This is a genomic window from Acinetobacter sp. ANC 4169, assembly GCF_002135355.1.
GTDB lineage: Bacteria > Pseudomonadota > Gammaproteobacteria > Pseudomonadales > Moraxellaceae > Acinetobacter.
In genome coordinates, this window is sequence record NZ_NEGE01000018.1 from 60161 (window position 1) to 74808 (window position 14648).

The window sequence follows — 14648 nt, forward strand, 5'->3', positions numbered from 1 at the left end:
CCCGAAACTATACTTAAAATTAAGTATTTGAAATGAATATCATTTATGAAATAACAAAATTTGGTAATCAAGAATTAGTAATTTACGGAAAGTTTGACAGAGGTGTCGTAATCACCAGGTTGATAATCTGCAAGTGCGGGCAACAGGTGGTAGCCCATCATGATTTGGTATTGAACCTCTCTAACATCATTATTTAAATAGTCTATTTTATAACTAAGCTCATCAGGTGTACCCCAATGTTCTAAGTAGGCCCAACCCATAATTGTGAAATTTTGATTCGTGTGCATGACGTTAATAGGGTGCTGAGGGTGGGCAGAGGACTTAAAAATAATATGATTGTCCTTTGTGTCTAGCCATTGATATTCTGAAGATTTAATTCTTTTTTTACAGTTATTAAAATTATAAAAGATGATACCTACTGCTTTATTTAATTCTATTGTTCGCGCGGAATTATCAATAGTACACTCTGCAGCGAGTGCAGTGCTGCATAGCCCAATTAAGCTGAAAAAGCCAACAATATTTTGAAGTTTAAACATATAACAACGGCCCCAAATTCTTTGTTTTAATATAGTGATTGTTTACTTTTGTTAAATACCTAAATTTAGGTATTTTGAAGAAAATTACTATACCTATCACGTTAAATAATAATTTTTAAAATAATGGATAAGTAGCTTTAGGTGGATTATTTTTAATCAATGCTATAACTATATTTATGGTATTTAATCAGAAATGAGTCATTTGAAATTTAATGTGTGTGCCTATTGAAGAAGAATTCATTGCAAGATTGCGTATGGTTTAGTTTTATAATGCAACCTATATCACATAAAAATCATAATGGGTTGAATCCCTCAATTTAATATTTTCAATATCCCTAATTCTAGGGATGGCACTAAAAACAATAACAGTAAATACTCTGAAAGTTGAACAAAGGGTATAAAAATGAATATCGAATTTCCTTTATTAAAACCGTTGCTGGTTTTAGAAGATGACCCAGCTCATCAGCTTAGAATCTATAAAATTCTAGAAAGTTTTGGTTATGAAAAGCAGGATATTTTATTCTCTCAAACAATAGATTTTGCTAAAAATATCTGCCGTTCAAATTCAGTGAAATTTATGCTGGTTGATTTGAATTTGCCAGATGGCAGCGGTATTGATTTTATTGAAAGCATTCGGGATAAAATCGCAAGCACTGTTCCTATTATGGTGCTTTCTTCATGGAATACATTCGATGTTATTTATAAAGCTTTGCATGTAGGGGCAACTGGTTATGTTCTGAAAGAAAAAGATGATTTTGAATTAATATTTTCTATACGGACTATGTTGAAAGGCGGTGCAATTATTGATCCTGCTATAGCAAAAAAAATACTAAAGAATATGAATTCCGCTTCAGAGCTAAGCTTTGATGTAAATGAGAATGTTGATACTAATTTATCAATGCGAGAAAAAGAAATTTTGGCATGTGTTGCAAATGGATTAAGTAACCGTGAAATAGGGGTGGAACTTAATATTTCAAAATTTACTGTAGATGTGCATGTAAAAAATATTTACCAAAAATTAGCGGTGAATTCCCGTACCAAAGCAATTCACGCTGCTAAACAAATTGGTTTGTTGTGCTAAATTATTCGCCTTAAAGTGCTGAACTATCGAATTCGTGCTTCATCCAAATGACGGGCACCTTCTAAAATCATACGAATCATGATCATGGTCTGTTCAGCAATTTCTTTGCGTTCAGCCGCGGAAATATCAATAACCGTTGCTCCCATATTAAATACCAGCTGGGTAATGGCTTTTGCTACGATATCGGGGTGAGAAAGCCTGTTGTTATTGAGACGTTCTAAACGAATTAAATCTTCCTGTAATTCTTGCTGGAAATAGTTTAATTGACGTTCAACCGCTAATTTATAAGACGCAGAGCCGGTATAAGCTTCACGTAGCAATAAGCTTAAATTTCCTTCATCTGCATCTAACTGTTCAATAAAAATTTCCACTGAACTGCGAATAATGCTGTTTTGCTTAGACGCTTTTAGGCGTGCCTGATGCAAAATTTGACGTAACACAATTCCGGCGCGATCAATCAGCTCAATCGCAAGTTCATCTATATCTCTGAAATGTCGATAAAAACTGTTTGGAGCAATACCCGCTTCACGGGCAACTTCACGTAGGCTTAAGGATGAAATACTTTTTTGTGGTCCAATTAAATTCAGTGTGGCTTGAAACAGTTCTTCTTTGGTAATGGTGGCTTTTCGACCGACAGTACGGACGATCACAGGCTCATGAGTCAGACTATGTGCATCAATTGTAGCATCAACATTTTTTTTGATTGAAGACTGGTTCATATTTTTCAAGGCATTAGAGACACCAAAACATTATAGCTGTTGCTGGGTCGCTTGGGAAACAAATAGAAACACTGAGAATATATATACAAATATATATACATGTGTATAATAATTAAAATTCAATCGCGTGGTGCTTACTATGCATGTGTTAGAAAAAACTAAATCTCCCTTGGGATCACTTGCTGAAAGTGTTATTGATCAGCACGCAGCCAATTTCTGGTTGCAAAAATTCAATTCGCTTTGGTCAATCAATCAAGCCTTGGGCAAAATTGTCCAAAAAGAAAATTCTGCACAAAATATGGTGAGCTTAACCATTCAGTTCAATCGTCATTTCAAGGTTGGACAAGCGGGGCAGCATCATCCGATCTTTGTAGAAGTCAACGGCATTCGCTATGAACGTAGCTACAGTTTGACTCAGCTTGATGCACAACATGTCTTATTGACGGTGAAAAAAGTCGATCAGGGTAAAGTCAGTTCTTGGTTGGTTGAACAGGCTCAAGTAGGCGATATTCTTGAATTTGGTCAGCCTTATGGCGATATGCTGTTACCTACGCAGGCTCAGCCAATGGTATTGCTTGCTGCAGGTAGTGGTATTACGCCAATGCTGAGTTTACTCAAGGCCTTAGCCAAGACTGACCAGATGACCGCACCCATCCAGCTATTGTATTGGGTGAAACAATATGCCGATTTTGCCTTTAAAGCGCTTTTCGAAAAACTGGCTGAACAATACCCTAATTTCTCATTTCAGGTTTTTTATACCCAAGAAGAGGATGCAGGTGAGCGTCTAAACCAAGACCATGCGACTTTGGTTACACATATTGAAAATAGTGTGGTTTATGCTTGCGGCCCTTCCGGATTTGTCGCACAGGCAGAACAGTTATTTGCCCATGCACAGAGTTTCAAAAGTGAAGCTTTCAGCATGAGTACTGTTGAAAATTCTGACATTGGCTTTGTCAATATTACCTTGTTGAAGTCGAAAAAAGTGGTTGCTATTCCTAAAGGACAGTCCATTTTAACCAGCCTGGAACAGCAAAATATCAAACCGACGCATGGTTGCCGTATGGGGATCTGTAACAAATGCGTCTGTAATAAAGTAGAAGGTTCGACCAAGAATATGGTGAATGGCAGTCAGAATTCAGAACCCGGTAATGTCTTAAAAATATGTGTCAATTCAGCTCAGTCAGATCTTGTGATTGATTTATAAGTGAGTCAAAAATCATGAATATGCCCGTTAAAGTAGAATATTTTAAAAATCCTAAAAATGGTGAGCTCACTCAATCTCAACTGGATGATTTAGCACGTGAGTTAGATGCAATTAAACAAGAAGTGTTAGATGATATTGGCGAAAAAGATGCCAAATATATCCGTCGTGTTTATTCGACTATTCGTTATGCTTCTATTGCTGGTCGTGCCTGTTTATTTGCCGGCTGGTTCCCGCCAGCATGGCTATTAGGCACCGGTTTACTTGGCTTTGCCAAAATTATGGAAAATATGGAACTCGGTCATAATGTCATGCATGGACAATATGACTGGATGAATGATCCAAAATTCCATGGTCCAAGTTATGAGTGGGACATTGTCGGTACTGCGGATAACTGGCGTCAAACCCATAACTACAAACATCATACCTATACCAATATTAAAGGTATGGATGATGATATTGGTTATGGTTTGCTGCGCCTGTTTCCGGAACAGCGCTGGAAACCAGGCTATCTTTTACAACCGATTTATGCAATTCCATTTTGCTTGTTGTTCCAATGGGGCGTAGCCATTCAGAACCTTGAATTGGGTAAAGTATGGTTTGGTCGTAAAAGCAAAGCACAAGCCAAAAAAGAATGGCAGCCAATGCAAAAGAAAATTGGCAAACAATTGTTTAAAGATTACGTGTTTTTCCCACTCATTGCAGGCCCTGCGGCTTTACCCGTATTTACAGGTAACCTGGTTGCTAATGGCATCCGCAATATCTGGACCTTTAGTATTATTTTCTGTGGTCACTTCACTAAAGATGTAGAAGTGTTCCCGAAATCAGTGCTAGAAAATGAAAGCCGTGGTCACTGGTATATGCGTCAGATCCGTGGCTCATCTAACTTAACTGGTTCAGAAGCCTTCCATATTTTGACAGGTCATTTAAGCCATCAAATTGAACATCACTTATATCCTGATATTCCGGCACGTCGTTATCGTAAGATGGCGCCTAAAGTACAGGCCGTATGTGAAAAATACGGTTTAAATTATAACAATGCCAACCTGTTTAAACAGTATGGCAGCGTGATTAAACGTATTGCTAAATATGCTTTTCCATTCAAAAAGTAATCTTGATGTAATAAAAAGCCACTTCGATTGAAGTGGCTTTTTATTGATGGATATGTGCCTTAAGTATTTTGATTAAGTTCATGTAGTTGCCTTTTTTTGCCTTGGTCACGACCTGCGAAATTTCCTGTTGTGTCCAGCTTTGACGGCTCGCCTGATAAGAGAATGAGGACAATAACACAAATGGATTTTCGCCAAAACGAATATATATGCCTTTGACCAGCTTTGGAGGATTAAATAAGTTCATTATGCGATTACCCCGATTTATTGTGAATTTTTTTCTATCTTAAAAAAATGTGAATAATATCTCAATATAATTTTTTAATTATATAAATTTTATTTTAATAAAACATTAGTTTAATTTTACTTTTATTAGATTATTCATCATTGATTGGCTGGTCTAAAAACAAACTGGATCAGGGTACTTTGCTTTTAAATGGCAATTTTTTGTATCTTTTGGGGCAGTGCAGGAATGATTTTATTTACACCGACCATATAGGCATGATTGGCCATTGCAAGCATTTCTTGGTCTTCATGACTATTTCCATAGGCATAAATCACAGCATAATCATCTAACTGATAGTTTTCTAAAATACGTTGTCTTTTCTGTTCCGAACTGCAATCTGGAGTGATGTATTGTCCGGTATAGACATCATTAATTATTTCAGTTTGGGTACAAATCAAATCTATATCCAATAAATCACAGATAGGCTTGAGATAAATATCTATCGAAGCTGATACCAGAACGACATCATCACCTAAGGCTTGATGCTGTTTGAGTTGTTTCAGCAAGCTTGGATTTAATTGAGAAATTAAGCTAGTCGCATATTCCTGAGCAATGTGCTGTAACTCTACGACATCTACATTACTAAACATGGCACGAAACAATTTGGAACGCATTGCATGCGCAGGATAGATATTCAGGTAATAAGCCTGAATCCAAGGTAGGATTTTAATGCCTTGTTTGACAATGTGACGTTTGGATAAGGCGTAAAAGATAAACCCTGTGAAACTGTCTTTTGTGCACAGGGTTCCATCAAAGTCGAAAAGAGCTAAATTTTTATTCTTTTGGCTCGTTGCATACATGATTGGTATCTTCCATTGACGCGAGTTGCAAACCAATTGGTATTATAATCGCGGCTTAATTTAGGACCAGAAATCACCACTTCAGGCATGATAGCATAAATGGGATCTTTGCCTGTTTTCTCTTGGTAAAGCTTTGCTACCGCACGATAAGTTGCCGTATCTTCAAAATCTTGTTCTTTTTCTTTCTTTAAGTCCGCACGAATTTGGCGTGGTGTCACTAAAATATTATTGGCGGCAAAAACACTAATCAGTTCGCGTTCGGACTGGCTGGCTGCAGAACGGATTGAACCATCTTTACTGTATAACAATAAGTCACCATCCAGGTCCAGTTCTGCTACCGTTAAATCATTCAGCATGCTTTGAAAAGCTGCATTGCGACTGGAATACATGCCAGAGTTATAATCTGCAAAACGATAAATCGCTTTATTATAATCTGCAGGGTACATCATTAAACGGTGAATACCATAATACAAACCGCCATATTGGCTGTATAGGTCGGTACGTAATTCGGCAATATTGCCGCCTTGACGTTTATGTTCTTTGGCATAGCCAATATGAACCTGCATTGAACCTAAAGTGGTAATCGGATTTAATTTTTCACCAATATCTTGTCCAACAAGTTTGGCTGCGCCTGTAAGTGCGCTGACATGATAATGCTTGGACATATAGGCAAAAATTTCACGATATAACTCATCCAATTCACGTTCAGTTTTTACCCGGCGCATTTGGCTTAAATAGTTATCTTCAGGACTGGGCTGATTTTTTAAAACTTGCTGAAAATAACCTGCAACGGTACCGCCAATAGAATCGCCTAATTTATCTTTAAATTTTTCATCCAGTCGATCTTGCACTTCTTTAACGGCTTTTTCACCCAAGCCCGGAACTTGCGGGTCAGCAACGAAGTTAGACTCCTGATCGACTACAGCCACAATACTGCAAATATTTTCTTTGGTTTGGGGAATACCGAGCTGATCTGTAATATCGAGAATATCTTTGGCCCATGAACTTCGATCATGTACACGTGGTGGAACAAGACGCTTGATTTGATCTTCTTCTAGGGTGGGTTCATTGTTTTTTGACCACCAAGAACCATCGCCACATGCTACTAAGCTAAGTGACAAAGCAAGAATACTCAAAGATTTAATACGAAATGAAATAAAAAGATTTTTTTTCATAATAATGAAAACATATTCCAAAAGGATGAGCCCATACAGCAGATGCAGTATACTATGTCAGTCGAAAAAGTGATGAATTTATATGTATATTGGTCCATATCAACTGTCAAATAATTTAATTGTTGCTCCGATGGCAGGTGTTACGGATCGTCCCTTCCGGACGCTATGTAAATATTTTGGTGCAGGGCATGCGGTCAGTGAAATGATGACTTCAGACCAGACCTTACGCATGAGCAAGAAAAGTCTGTACCGCGCCAATTTTGATGGTGAACTGGCACCGATATCCGCACAGATTGCCGGTTCAGAACCGAATGAGTTAGCGGAAGCGGCGCGTTATCAGGTGGCGAATGGTGCGCAAATTGTTGATATCAATATGGGTTGCCCGGCCAAAAAAGTCTGTAATAAATTGGCGGGTTCTGCACTCTTAAAAGATGAAGATCTGGTTGCGCGTATTTTAGATACCGTCGTTGCTGCTGTAGATGTACCAGTGACTTTAAAGACCCGACTGGGTTATTTAAATGGCCATGAAAATATCCTGCGGGTGGCAAAACGTGCGGAAGAAGCGGGGATCGCCGCATTAGCGCTGCATGGTCGTACCCGTGAAGATATGTACTTGAATACGGCACGTTATTCTTTAATTAAAGAAGTTAAAGAAATGTTGAATATTCCAGTCATTGCCAATGGTGATATCGACAGTCCTGAAAAAGCCAAGTATGTGCTGGATTATACCGGTGCAGATGCGGTGATGATTGGCCGTGCGGCACAAGGTCGTCCCTGGATTTTTCGTGAAATTGCACATTATTTGAAAACTGGGGAACAGCTCGCAGCACCAAGTATTGCTGAAGTAAAAGATGTGCTATTAGGACATTTATCAGAACTGTATGATTTTTACGGTGAATATTCAGGTTGCCGTATTTCGCGTAAACATATTGCCTGGTACACCAAAGGCCTACGTTCAAGCAATGAATTCCGCCAAAATATGTACAAGGTCGAAAGTACAGCCGCACAGTTTAATGTAGTGGAAGACTATTTTAATCAGCTCCTTGCTCAGGGCGAAATTATGAGTGATGTACAGGTCGAGCAGGTGAACCTGCTTGAAACCAAATAGGCTTTTATTGGTTTTTTATTTGCATGTTTCAGATAGGTCACTGCTCTTTATTTAAAAGAATTTCATCAAAACAAAGAGTAGTGATTTTTTCTTTATCAAGAATTTTGGCGTAATTTGTATAACAATACTAAAAGAATTACATGCGACAACATCTCATCACCCAATCCGGACACTTATAAGACATACCTTAGCCCCAATTGCCCTATGCTAAATTCTTCTGAAGCTCATCAAGCTGTTTATCTACATATCTTAAATATATTGATATGACAGAAGGAGAAAGAAAATGGTCAATACAAATCGTCCCGGTACGGAATCTGATCTTAGCCATCCAAATAATCAACCAGAACAACAAAGAACAAATGTGAATGCTGATCCCGCTACCAATACGGGAAGTGATCGAGTAGCAAGTAATCGGGTTCCTGATATGACTGAAGCAGGCGATCATCCTGTGGGAACAAGTGTTGGTGCAGTAGGGGGTGTAGCAGCGGGCGCTGCACTCGGTGCTATAGCACAAGGTGCCGCAATTGGTTCTGCAGCTGGTCCTGTAGGTGCTGTAGTGGGCGGTCTAGTCGGAGGAGTTATTGGTGGGGTAGCGGGTAATGAACTTGCGGAAGCGCTAAATCCAGCCGAAGAAGATAGGTATTGGAGAGAGCAGCACCATACGGCGCCTTATTTCAATGAAGCCCGAAATACTTATAGTGATTTAGATTATGAGCGTGACTATCGCGGTGCCTATGAGGTGGGATATAGGAACCGTCCTTTGTTTGATCAAGATACACATTTTGAACAGGTGGAACCTGAATTGCAGCGCCAATGGGAAGCGAACAAAGGTCAGTCTCGTCTGGATTGGGAAGAAGCAAAATATGCTGCCAAAGATGCATGGCTGCGTGCTACATACTACAAACTCGATGACGGTTGAATAAAAAACCTCTCAAATGAGAGGTTTTTTTATGGTTTATCTGGTTTGGACAATTAGGCCTGACTGATTTCCAGAACCAGTTGATTAATCAAATCAGCAGCTTCCATTTCTCGAATTTGAGCCACATTGCTACCCGCCCAAAATGCACCAAATCCATCGTCGCCTTGCGCTGTTGCCGCGGCATTCAGTTGTTTACCCAGATCATAGCAATAAGGATAAGTGGCGACTTGTGGTCGTTCAGGCCGATCGACTTGGGTATGCCAATGATTAATTAAACCACGTGCAGGACGGCCAGAAATACTTGCACTAATTTGCGTAATCGGTTTGCTAAACAGCGCTTTTCGATAAGCAGCATTTGCATTGGAACTTTTACATTGTACAAAAGCAGTCCCAAGTTGAACGGCTGCTGCACCCAATTTCATTAATAACTGGGCTTGTTGCCCATTCATAATGCCACCCGCAGCAACAATAGGTAATGTGCAATACTGTTTTAGCAATTGCACCAAATCTGAGGTTTTAACGGCACTGTCAAATGTTTGGTTAAAAATACCGCGATGCCCACCAGCCTCAATGCCTTGCGCAATAATGACATCAATTCCGGCAGCTTCAATTTCAAGGGCTTCCGCCAGATTAGTCGCTGACACCATGGTCATAATGCCAGCCTGTTTTAAGGCCTGAATTTGATAAGGATGCGGAATACCAAAGTGAAAACTGACTGCTTGGGGACGCGTTTCTAGAACCAGATTTAAATAGTCGTCGTTATCGAGAAAGCTGGGATAAATACATTTTAATTCTGTTGGGGGAACAGCACGATACTTCTCAAATTGTGGTGTCAAATATTGAATCCATTGTTCTGCAACTTGGGAATCTAATTCTGAACTTTGATGACAAAAGAAATTTACCTGAAAAGAGTGATGAGTCAGGGCTTGAGTCTCTAAAATTTGCTGACGGGCAGCTTCAACAGTACTGGCACCTAAACCAAGCGAACCTAAACCGCCTTGATTAGAAACTTCAGCAGCCAATTTAGGGGTGGAAACACCTGCCATCGGGGCAAGAAAAATAGGATGTTTAATCTCAAGTTGTTTTAATAAAGTCATATTCAGCTCCTTCTCCTCTATATCACTTTGCCCAAGCCTTGAAAATTAAGCAAATAATATTCGTTATTTCCTTGCGAAATAAAAAGACTTTTATTTTATTTAAATAACAAACAACACGTCAGTCTCTGTCGTGCTTAAGATCAGTGAACACCTCGCTGAAAATTAAAATTTTATAATAGATTTTTATTTTCGAGTGCTGTCTGCGCATGTCTGAACGTATCCGTGAAAAACTGCAAATTTTAGCCGATGCCGCCAAGTATGACGTGTCGTGTTCTTCAAGTGGTAGTCACCGTAAAAATAAAGATAAAGGTCTGGGCAATACTGGTTCCGGGATTTGTCACAGCTATACCGAAGATGGGCGCTGTGTGTCCTTACTCAAAATTCTGTTTTCCAATGTCTGCATTTTTGACTGTTCTTATTGTGTCTCGCGGCGCTCCAATGATGTAAGACGGGCGGCATTTACCGTGCAGGAAGTGGTTGATTTGACCATGAACTTTTATCGCCGTAATTATATTGAAGGCTTGTTTTTAAGTTCGGGAATATTTAAATCGGCAGATTACACCATGGAACGTATGCTGCAAGTGGTGAAAAAATTACGTCTGGAAGAGAATTTTAATGGCTATATTCATCTAAAAACCATACCCGGTGCATCACCGGAAATCATTACTGAAGCCGGCTTATATGTAGACCGGATGAGTATTAATTTAGAAATGCCGACTGAAGCAGGCTTGCAAAAATTTGCGCCTGAAAAAACCCATGCAGAAGTGCAAAAAGATTTAGGCATTGTGCGCGACCGTTTAATTCAGTTTAAAGATGAACGCAAGCTGATTCGTTCCGTTCCTAAATTTGTTCCGGCAGGGCAAACCACCCAAATGGTCGTGGGCGCGCATAGTGAAACCGATCAAGACATTATTTTAATGGCGGACCGGCATTATAAGGAATTTAAACTGAAACGGGTGTATTACTCCGGTTATATTCCCATCAATGAGCAGGAAAAATCTTTACCGGCGGTTGGTTCTGCACCGCCTTTACTGAGAGAAAACCGGTTATATCAAAGTGACTGGTTAATGCGTTTTTATGGTTTTGATGCAACAGAACTTGTCGATGAAAAACATCCCAATCTGGATTTGGATGTTGATCCCAAGCTGAGTTGGGCACTGCGTCATCCGGAGCAATTTCCTGTCGATTTAAATTGTGCTGATTACCGGATGATTTTACGTGTGCCGGGTATTGGCGTGCGTTCTGCTAAAAAAATTGTCCAGGCACGACGCTTTGGTCAAATTCATATTGATCAATTAAAACGTATCGGTGTGGCCTATAACCGGGCGCAACATTTTATCCGTTGTGCCGATACGCCAAAGTTTATTAAAGACCAGTTACCGAGCCAGATTCGTCATCAAATTTTACAGTCGGGACAGTCCAAATATACTCAGCAACTTTCCCCGCAATTAGGCTTTGGTTTCTGATGCCGACCTATTGCTTCGACGGCAGTATGACCGGCTTACTCAGTTGTGTATTTCGTGCCTTTCAATTTAAAGAGTTTCAGGTGAATGTTACTAGTGATGAGCATGCGCAAAATGGACTATTTGACGATTTTATTCAGGTGGCTTCAAATGATCAGCAGGCACAGCGCGTCTGGGAAGGGCTAAAGCAAAAAACCTCAAGTCAGAGTCAGCGTAATTTTTACTATACCTTTTTATCCGAAAATCAAACTGCCTATCAGCACCTATTTAATTATTGCCTGTATATTTTTCAGCATACCTATAAGGTTGATGAAAATTATGGACATCTCGATGTGCTGGCTTTAGCACAGTGGACCAAACAGGTGGGGCGTGAAAAACATCGTATGGAAGCCTTTATACGCTTTAAAAAATGTCAGGATGGCTTGTTTTTAAGTCTGGTTCGGCCTGATTTTAATGTGTTGCCATTAATTGAACGGCATTTTAAGGCACGCTATCAGGATCAACGCTGGCTGATCTATGATGAAAAACGCGAATACGGCATATATTATGATTTGCAGCAGGTACATCAAATTGAAATGAATGCCAGTGAAGTCGATGCCAAGCTAGCCAGTGGTTTTAGTCAGTCCTTTATCGTGCAACTGGATGAGCAAGAATGGCTTTATGATCAGCTATGGAAAGATTATTTTCGTAGCGTCAATATTGAAGCACGACAAAACATGAAATTGCACATTCAATATGTACCGAAACGGTATTGGCGTTATATGAATGAAAAGTCAATTTAGCCGGATATTTCAGGCATACTATGCTGCAGTATGGTGCGACACATAGGTAATTTATAATGAAGCCGTTAATTCTAGCGACTTTAATTGCAAGCTTGGCTCTTGCCGCATGTTCATCTTCAGAGCAGCATAAAACACAGATTAATCCTGAACAATATAAAGTTCAGGACGTGGCCAGTTTGCAACAACGCTTTGACTTGTTAAATCAGCAACTCTCCAGTGATTACCAGACTTTTAAGAAAAACAATAATATTGCTTTTTCAGATCAGTCAGTACTGGATGTGAATCAGTTGAAAACTTTAAACCTGCATGCAGTGAGCAGTACTTCATTAAAGCCGGTGAAACAGGCCTATTGTGAAATGATGAATGAATATTTTGCCGAGATGTATCATTTGGGGCATCAAAACCCGAAGTTGATTGGGCAGGTAAAATTACCGCATGCACAGGATGAAGATTTAAGCAAAAGTTTTGCAGATGCTGATCAGTTTTATGACTTTATTTTAAATCGTTATACAACATATCGTCAGGCACAAGAAATTATGGGTTTCGGTTGTAATTTGAAAGCAGCTTTAAACTAAACATTAAAAAATCCAATGTATTAAAAAGCCCATCAAGAGATGGGCTTTTTAATTTCAGTATTTTGAATTAACAACCGCTTAGTTTTTCAGGTTGTGGGCGTTCGCCGGGAAAGAAAATTGGACGAAGTTTCACCCCAATGCTGTTACCGATGAAAGCAAAGATCAGCCATAACCAGCCATGTAAACTACCAGAAGCAATACCACTGAAGTAAGCTCCGATGTTACAGCCATACGCCAAACGAGCACCGTAGCCTAATAGTAAACCGCCAACAACAGCAGCAATTAGTGAGCGTTTTGGAATGTTGAAGTTGGGCGCGAATTTACCGGCAAGACTGGCAGCCAGTAATGCCCCCAACATAATGCCGAAGTTCATCATGGAAGTAATATCGAACCATAATGATTCAGACAAAGCTTTGGCATTGCCCGGTTGTTGCCAGTACGCCCAAGAAGCCACATCGACGCCAATAAAACTCGCAGATTTCGCTGCCCACACGGCAAGTGCAGAAGTCACACCCCAAGGACGACCAGCTAAAGCTAAAGTTGCAAAATTGAGCAGGGTGAGTATGATGCCTCCCCAAATTAGCGGCCATGGACCACGTAAGAAACGTTTTAAGCCCTGAGTCTGTGCTTTAGGTTCTACTTCAAGTGAACCATGACGTTTTTTCTCAAAAAAGATGGTGGCGAATGCAATTGCTGCAAACAGAATAAAGCTGATGATGAGTGCAGGAATAACGCCTAGGCTTGAAACAATGGAAATGGGCGCAAGATGTGGCAGGTTAAACCACCAGTCCAAATGTGTGGTGGCAATTAAAGAGCCCAAGCAGAAGAAAATAAGAGTCACGATCATGCGGGCACTACCGCCACCGACGGTATAAAGCGTACCCGAAGCACAACCGCCGCCCAATTGCATGCCGATACCAAAGATAAAAGCACCAATCATCACAGACATGGAAACAGGACTGACATTGCCTTTCACAGGATTGCCAAACAGCTCACCTGCACCTAAGGCAGGGAAGAACAGTAATACCGCAAGACCAAGCATGATCATTTGGGCACGTAAGCCACGACCACGACGTTCCTTAATAAAAACACGCCAGCTTGAGGTAAAACCAAAGGATGCATGATACAAGGTCATGCCCAAGGCACCACCAACCAGAAACAATAAGGCTTGATTCAGTCCTACAATTTGATAGGCGCCGAGTGTACCAATCAATAAAAGAAAAAGAGCAACCCAAACCGACAGATTAGATCGGTTGGATTTTGCAGCAATAATAGACATGAGAGAATAAACACGACTAAATTAATCGGGATATTTTAATGTATTATTCACGCATAATATTATTTAAACTGATAGATTATTAAATTTATAATTGAGAATATCTGATTAAATATATTTGCAAAAATAATAAACTTCTTGCATAAATCATTTTTTAATCAATTTTTATTAGCAATGAAAATTCCCTCTCCTTTTTAAGGATGAGCGTAATTACGCGCAAGAGGGAGAGGTTTCTATGGAAAAAGCCCCTCATCCTCTTGCGGAGCATACTCCTCATCCCTGAGCCATATATGGTGCAAGAGAAGGAACTTCCCAATTTAATTTCATTACTTTCTAATGATCACTTTTTGATTTATGAAAGAGATACCGTCTGAAACGTCAAGCAAATTATTGAGAATTCATGCTCAATAATCTACTTGATAAGGCCGTTGGTGTTTGAGTACACCATAACAAAGATGAACTAACTTCCTCATCGCAGCTCCAATCGCCATCATCTTGGTTTTACCATTGGCCAATAATCT

General features: G+C 39.7%; 15 protein-coding genes and 1 pseudogene. 8 read left to right on the forward strand and 8 right to left on the reverse strand.

Annotated elements, in window-relative coordinates; genetic code table 11:
- Positions 1-74: 74 nt before the first annotated feature.
- Complete coding sequence (locus B9T26_RS13830) at positions 75-536, reverse strand: hypothetical protein (protein ID WP_086200241.1); 462 nt, start codon at positions 534-536, stop codon at positions 75-77.
- A 403-nt stretch (positions 537-939) separates the two neighbouring features.
- Between B9T26_RS13830 and B9T26_RS13835 the strand changes: the two genes are divergently transcribed.
- On the forward strand, positions 940-1617 hold the full coding sequence (locus tag B9T26_RS13835) for a response regulator transcription factor (RefSeq protein WP_086200242.1): 678 nt from the start codon (positions 940-942) through the stop codon (positions 1615-1617).
- A 23-nt stretch (positions 1618-1640) separates the two neighbouring features.
- On the opposite strand, the gene fabR is transcribed toward B9T26_RS13835, so the two are convergent.
- The gene (fabR, locus tag B9T26_RS13840; protein WP_086200243.1) at positions 1641-2336 is read right to left on the reverse strand and encodes an HTH-type transcriptional repressor FabR; all 696 of its coding nucleotides are present in this window, start codon (positions 2334-2336) and stop codon (positions 1641-1643) included.
- 139 nt (positions 2337-2475) lie between these two features.
- Here fabR and B9T26_RS13845 point away from each other — a divergent pair, with 139 nt between their 5' ends.
- Both B9T26_RS13845 and B9T26_RS13850 read left to right on the forward strand, forming a co-directional pair.
- A complete protein-coding gene (locus tag B9T26_RS13845; RefSeq protein WP_086200244.1) occupies positions 2476-3540 on the forward strand; it encodes a ferredoxin reductase in 1065 nt (354 codons plus the stop codon).
- 14 nt (positions 3541-3554) lie between these two features.
- Positions 3555-4649 (forward strand): fatty acid desaturase family protein, encoded by a 1095-nt coding sequence (locus tag B9T26_RS13850; protein ID WP_086200245.1) that lies wholly within the window; start codon positions 3555-3557, stop codon positions 4647-4649.
- Positions 4650-4689: 40 nt separating this feature from the next.
- Here the strand turns inward: B9T26_RS13850 and B9T26_RS13855 are convergent, their stop codons facing one another.
- The 3 genes from B9T26_RS13855 to B9T26_RS13865 all read right to left on the reverse strand — a co-directional run bounded on the left by B9T26_RS13855 (position 4690) and on the right by B9T26_RS13865 (position 6907).
- A complete protein-coding gene (locus B9T26_RS13855) occupies positions 4690-4893 on the reverse strand; it encodes a hypothetical protein (protein ID WP_086200246.1) in 204 nt (67 codons plus the stop codon).
- 185 nt (positions 4894-5078) lie between these two features.
- Positions 5079-5732 (reverse strand): HAD-IB family hydrolase, encoded by a 654-nt coding sequence (locus B9T26_RS13860; RefSeq protein WP_086200247.1) that lies wholly within the window; start codon positions 5730-5732, stop codon positions 5079-5081.
- The gene (locus tag B9T26_RS13865; RefSeq protein ID WP_086200248.1) at positions 5699-6907 is read right to left on the reverse strand and encodes a DUF1615 family protein; all 1209 of its coding nucleotides are present in this window, start codon (positions 6905-6907) and stop codon (positions 5699-5701) included. Before B9T26_RS13865 ends, B9T26_RS13860 begins: the two co-directional genes overlap by 34 nt.
- Before the next feature lie 82 nt (positions 6908-6989).
- Between B9T26_RS13865 and dusB the strand changes: the two genes are divergently transcribed.
- The gene (gene dusB, locus B9T26_RS13870; RefSeq protein ID WP_086200249.1) at positions 6990-8015 is read left to right on the forward strand and encodes a tRNA dihydrouridine synthase DusB; all 1026 of its coding nucleotides are present in this window, start codon (positions 6990-6992) and stop codon (positions 8013-8015) included.
- Positions 8016-8298: 283 nt separating this feature from the next.
- Positions 8299-8934, forward strand: coding sequence for a hypothetical protein (locus B9T26_RS13875; protein WP_086200250.1), 636 nt, complete (start codon positions 8299-8301; stop codon positions 8932-8934).
- Between the two features lie 53 nt (positions 8935-8987).
- Here B9T26_RS13875 and B9T26_RS13880 read toward each other — a convergent pair whose 3' ends face one another.
- The gene (locus B9T26_RS13880) at positions 8988-10037 is read right to left on the reverse strand and encodes an NAD(P)H-dependent flavin oxidoreductase (RefSeq protein WP_264754458.1); all 1050 of its coding nucleotides are present in this window, start codon (positions 10035-10037) and stop codon (positions 8988-8990) included.
- Between the two features lie 200 nt (positions 10038-10237).
- Here B9T26_RS13880 and B9T26_RS13885 point away from each other — a divergent pair, with 200 nt between their 5' ends.
- Genes B9T26_RS13885 through B9T26_RS13895 form a run of 3 tightly spaced genes read left to right on the forward strand, consistent with a single transcriptional unit; the run spans position 10238 to position 12851 of the window.
- Positions 10238-11497, forward strand: a complete 1260-nt coding sequence (locus tag B9T26_RS13885) for a putative DNA modification/repair radical SAM protein (protein WP_086200252.1) — start codon at positions 10238-10240, stop codon at positions 11495-11497.
- The gene (locus tag B9T26_RS13890) at positions 11497-12276 is read left to right on the forward strand and encodes a TIGR03915 family putative DNA repair protein (protein ID WP_086200253.1); all 780 of its coding nucleotides are present in this window, start codon (positions 11497-11499) and stop codon (positions 12274-12276) included. Before B9T26_RS13885 ends, B9T26_RS13890 begins: the two co-directional genes overlap by 1 nt.
- 56 nt (positions 12277-12332) lie before the next feature.
- Positions 12333-12851 carry a hypothetical protein gene (locus tag B9T26_RS13895; RefSeq protein ID WP_086200254.1) on the forward strand — a complete coding sequence of 173 codons (519 nt, stop codon included), beginning with the start codon at positions 12333-12335 and terminating at the stop codon, positions 12849-12851.
- A 67-nt stretch (positions 12852-12918) separates the two neighbouring features.
- Here the strand turns inward: B9T26_RS13895 and B9T26_RS13900 are convergent, their stop codons facing one another.
- Together B9T26_RS13900 and B9T26_RS15855 are read right to left on the reverse strand one after the other, a co-directional pair.
- Entirely contained in the window at positions 12919-14130 is a 1212-nt protein-coding gene (locus B9T26_RS13900; protein ID WP_086200255.1) for a YeeE/YedE family protein, read from the reverse strand.
- Positions 14131-14531: 401 nt separating this feature from the next.
- Positions 14532-14648: pseudogene (locus tag B9T26_RS15855) on the reverse strand (IS110 family transposase); the annotation flags it as partial.

What these genes read in the sequence shown, in the direction of transcription:
- B9T26_RS13830 (WP_086200241.1), bottom strand. Translation starts at nt 536, where the DNA reads ATGTTTAAACTTCAAAATATTGTTGGCTTTTTCAGCTTAATTGGGCTA.
- B9T26_RS13835 (WP_086200242.1), top strand. Translation starts at nt 940, where the DNA reads ATGAATATCGAATTTCCTTTATTAAAACCGTTGCTGGTTTTAGAAGAT.
- fabR (WP_086200243.1), bottom strand. Translation starts at nt 2,336, where the DNA reads ATGAACCAGTCTTCAATCAAAAAAAATGTTGATGCTACAATTGATGCA.
- B9T26_RS13845 (WP_086200244.1), top strand. Translation starts at nt 2,476, where the DNA reads ATGCATGTGTTAGAAAAAACTAAATCTCCCTTGGGATCACTTGCTGAA.
- B9T26_RS13850 (WP_086200245.1), top strand. Translation starts at nt 3,555, where the DNA reads ATGAATATGCCCGTTAAAGTAGAATATTTTAAAAATCCTAAAAATGGT.
- B9T26_RS13855 (WP_086200246.1), bottom strand. Translation starts at nt 4,893, where the DNA reads ATGAACTTATTTAATCCTCCAAAGCTGGTCAAAGGCATATATATTCGT.
- B9T26_RS13860 (WP_086200247.1), bottom strand. Translation starts at nt 5,732, where the DNA reads ATGTATGCAACGAGCCAAAAGAATAAAAATTTAGCTCTTTTCGACTTT.
- B9T26_RS13865 (WP_086200248.1), bottom strand. Translation starts at nt 6,907, where the DNA reads ATGAAAAAAAATCTTTTTATTTCATTTCGTATTAAATCTTTGAGTATT.
- dusB (WP_086200249.1), top strand. Translation starts at nt 6,990, where the DNA reads ATGTATATTGGTCCATATCAACTGTCAAATAATTTAATTGTTGCTCCG.
- B9T26_RS13875 (WP_086200250.1), top strand. Translation starts at nt 8,299, where the DNA reads ATGGTCAATACAAATCGTCCCGGTACGGAATCTGATCTTAGCCATCCA.
- B9T26_RS13885 (WP_086200252.1), top strand. Translation starts at nt 10,238, where the DNA reads ATGTCTGAACGTATCCGTGAAAAACTGCAAATTTTAGCCGATGCCGCC.
- B9T26_RS13890 (WP_086200253.1), top strand. Translation starts at nt 11,497, where the DNA reads ATGCCGACCTATTGCTTCGACGGCAGTATGACCGGCTTACTCAGTTGT.
- B9T26_RS13895 (WP_086200254.1), top strand. Translation starts at nt 12,333, where the DNA reads ATGAAGCCGTTAATTCTAGCGACTTTAATTGCAAGCTTGGCTCTTGCC.
- B9T26_RS13900 (WP_086200255.1), bottom strand. Translation starts at nt 14,130, where the DNA reads ATGTCTATTATTGCTGCAAAATCCAACCGATCTAATCTGTCGGTTTGG.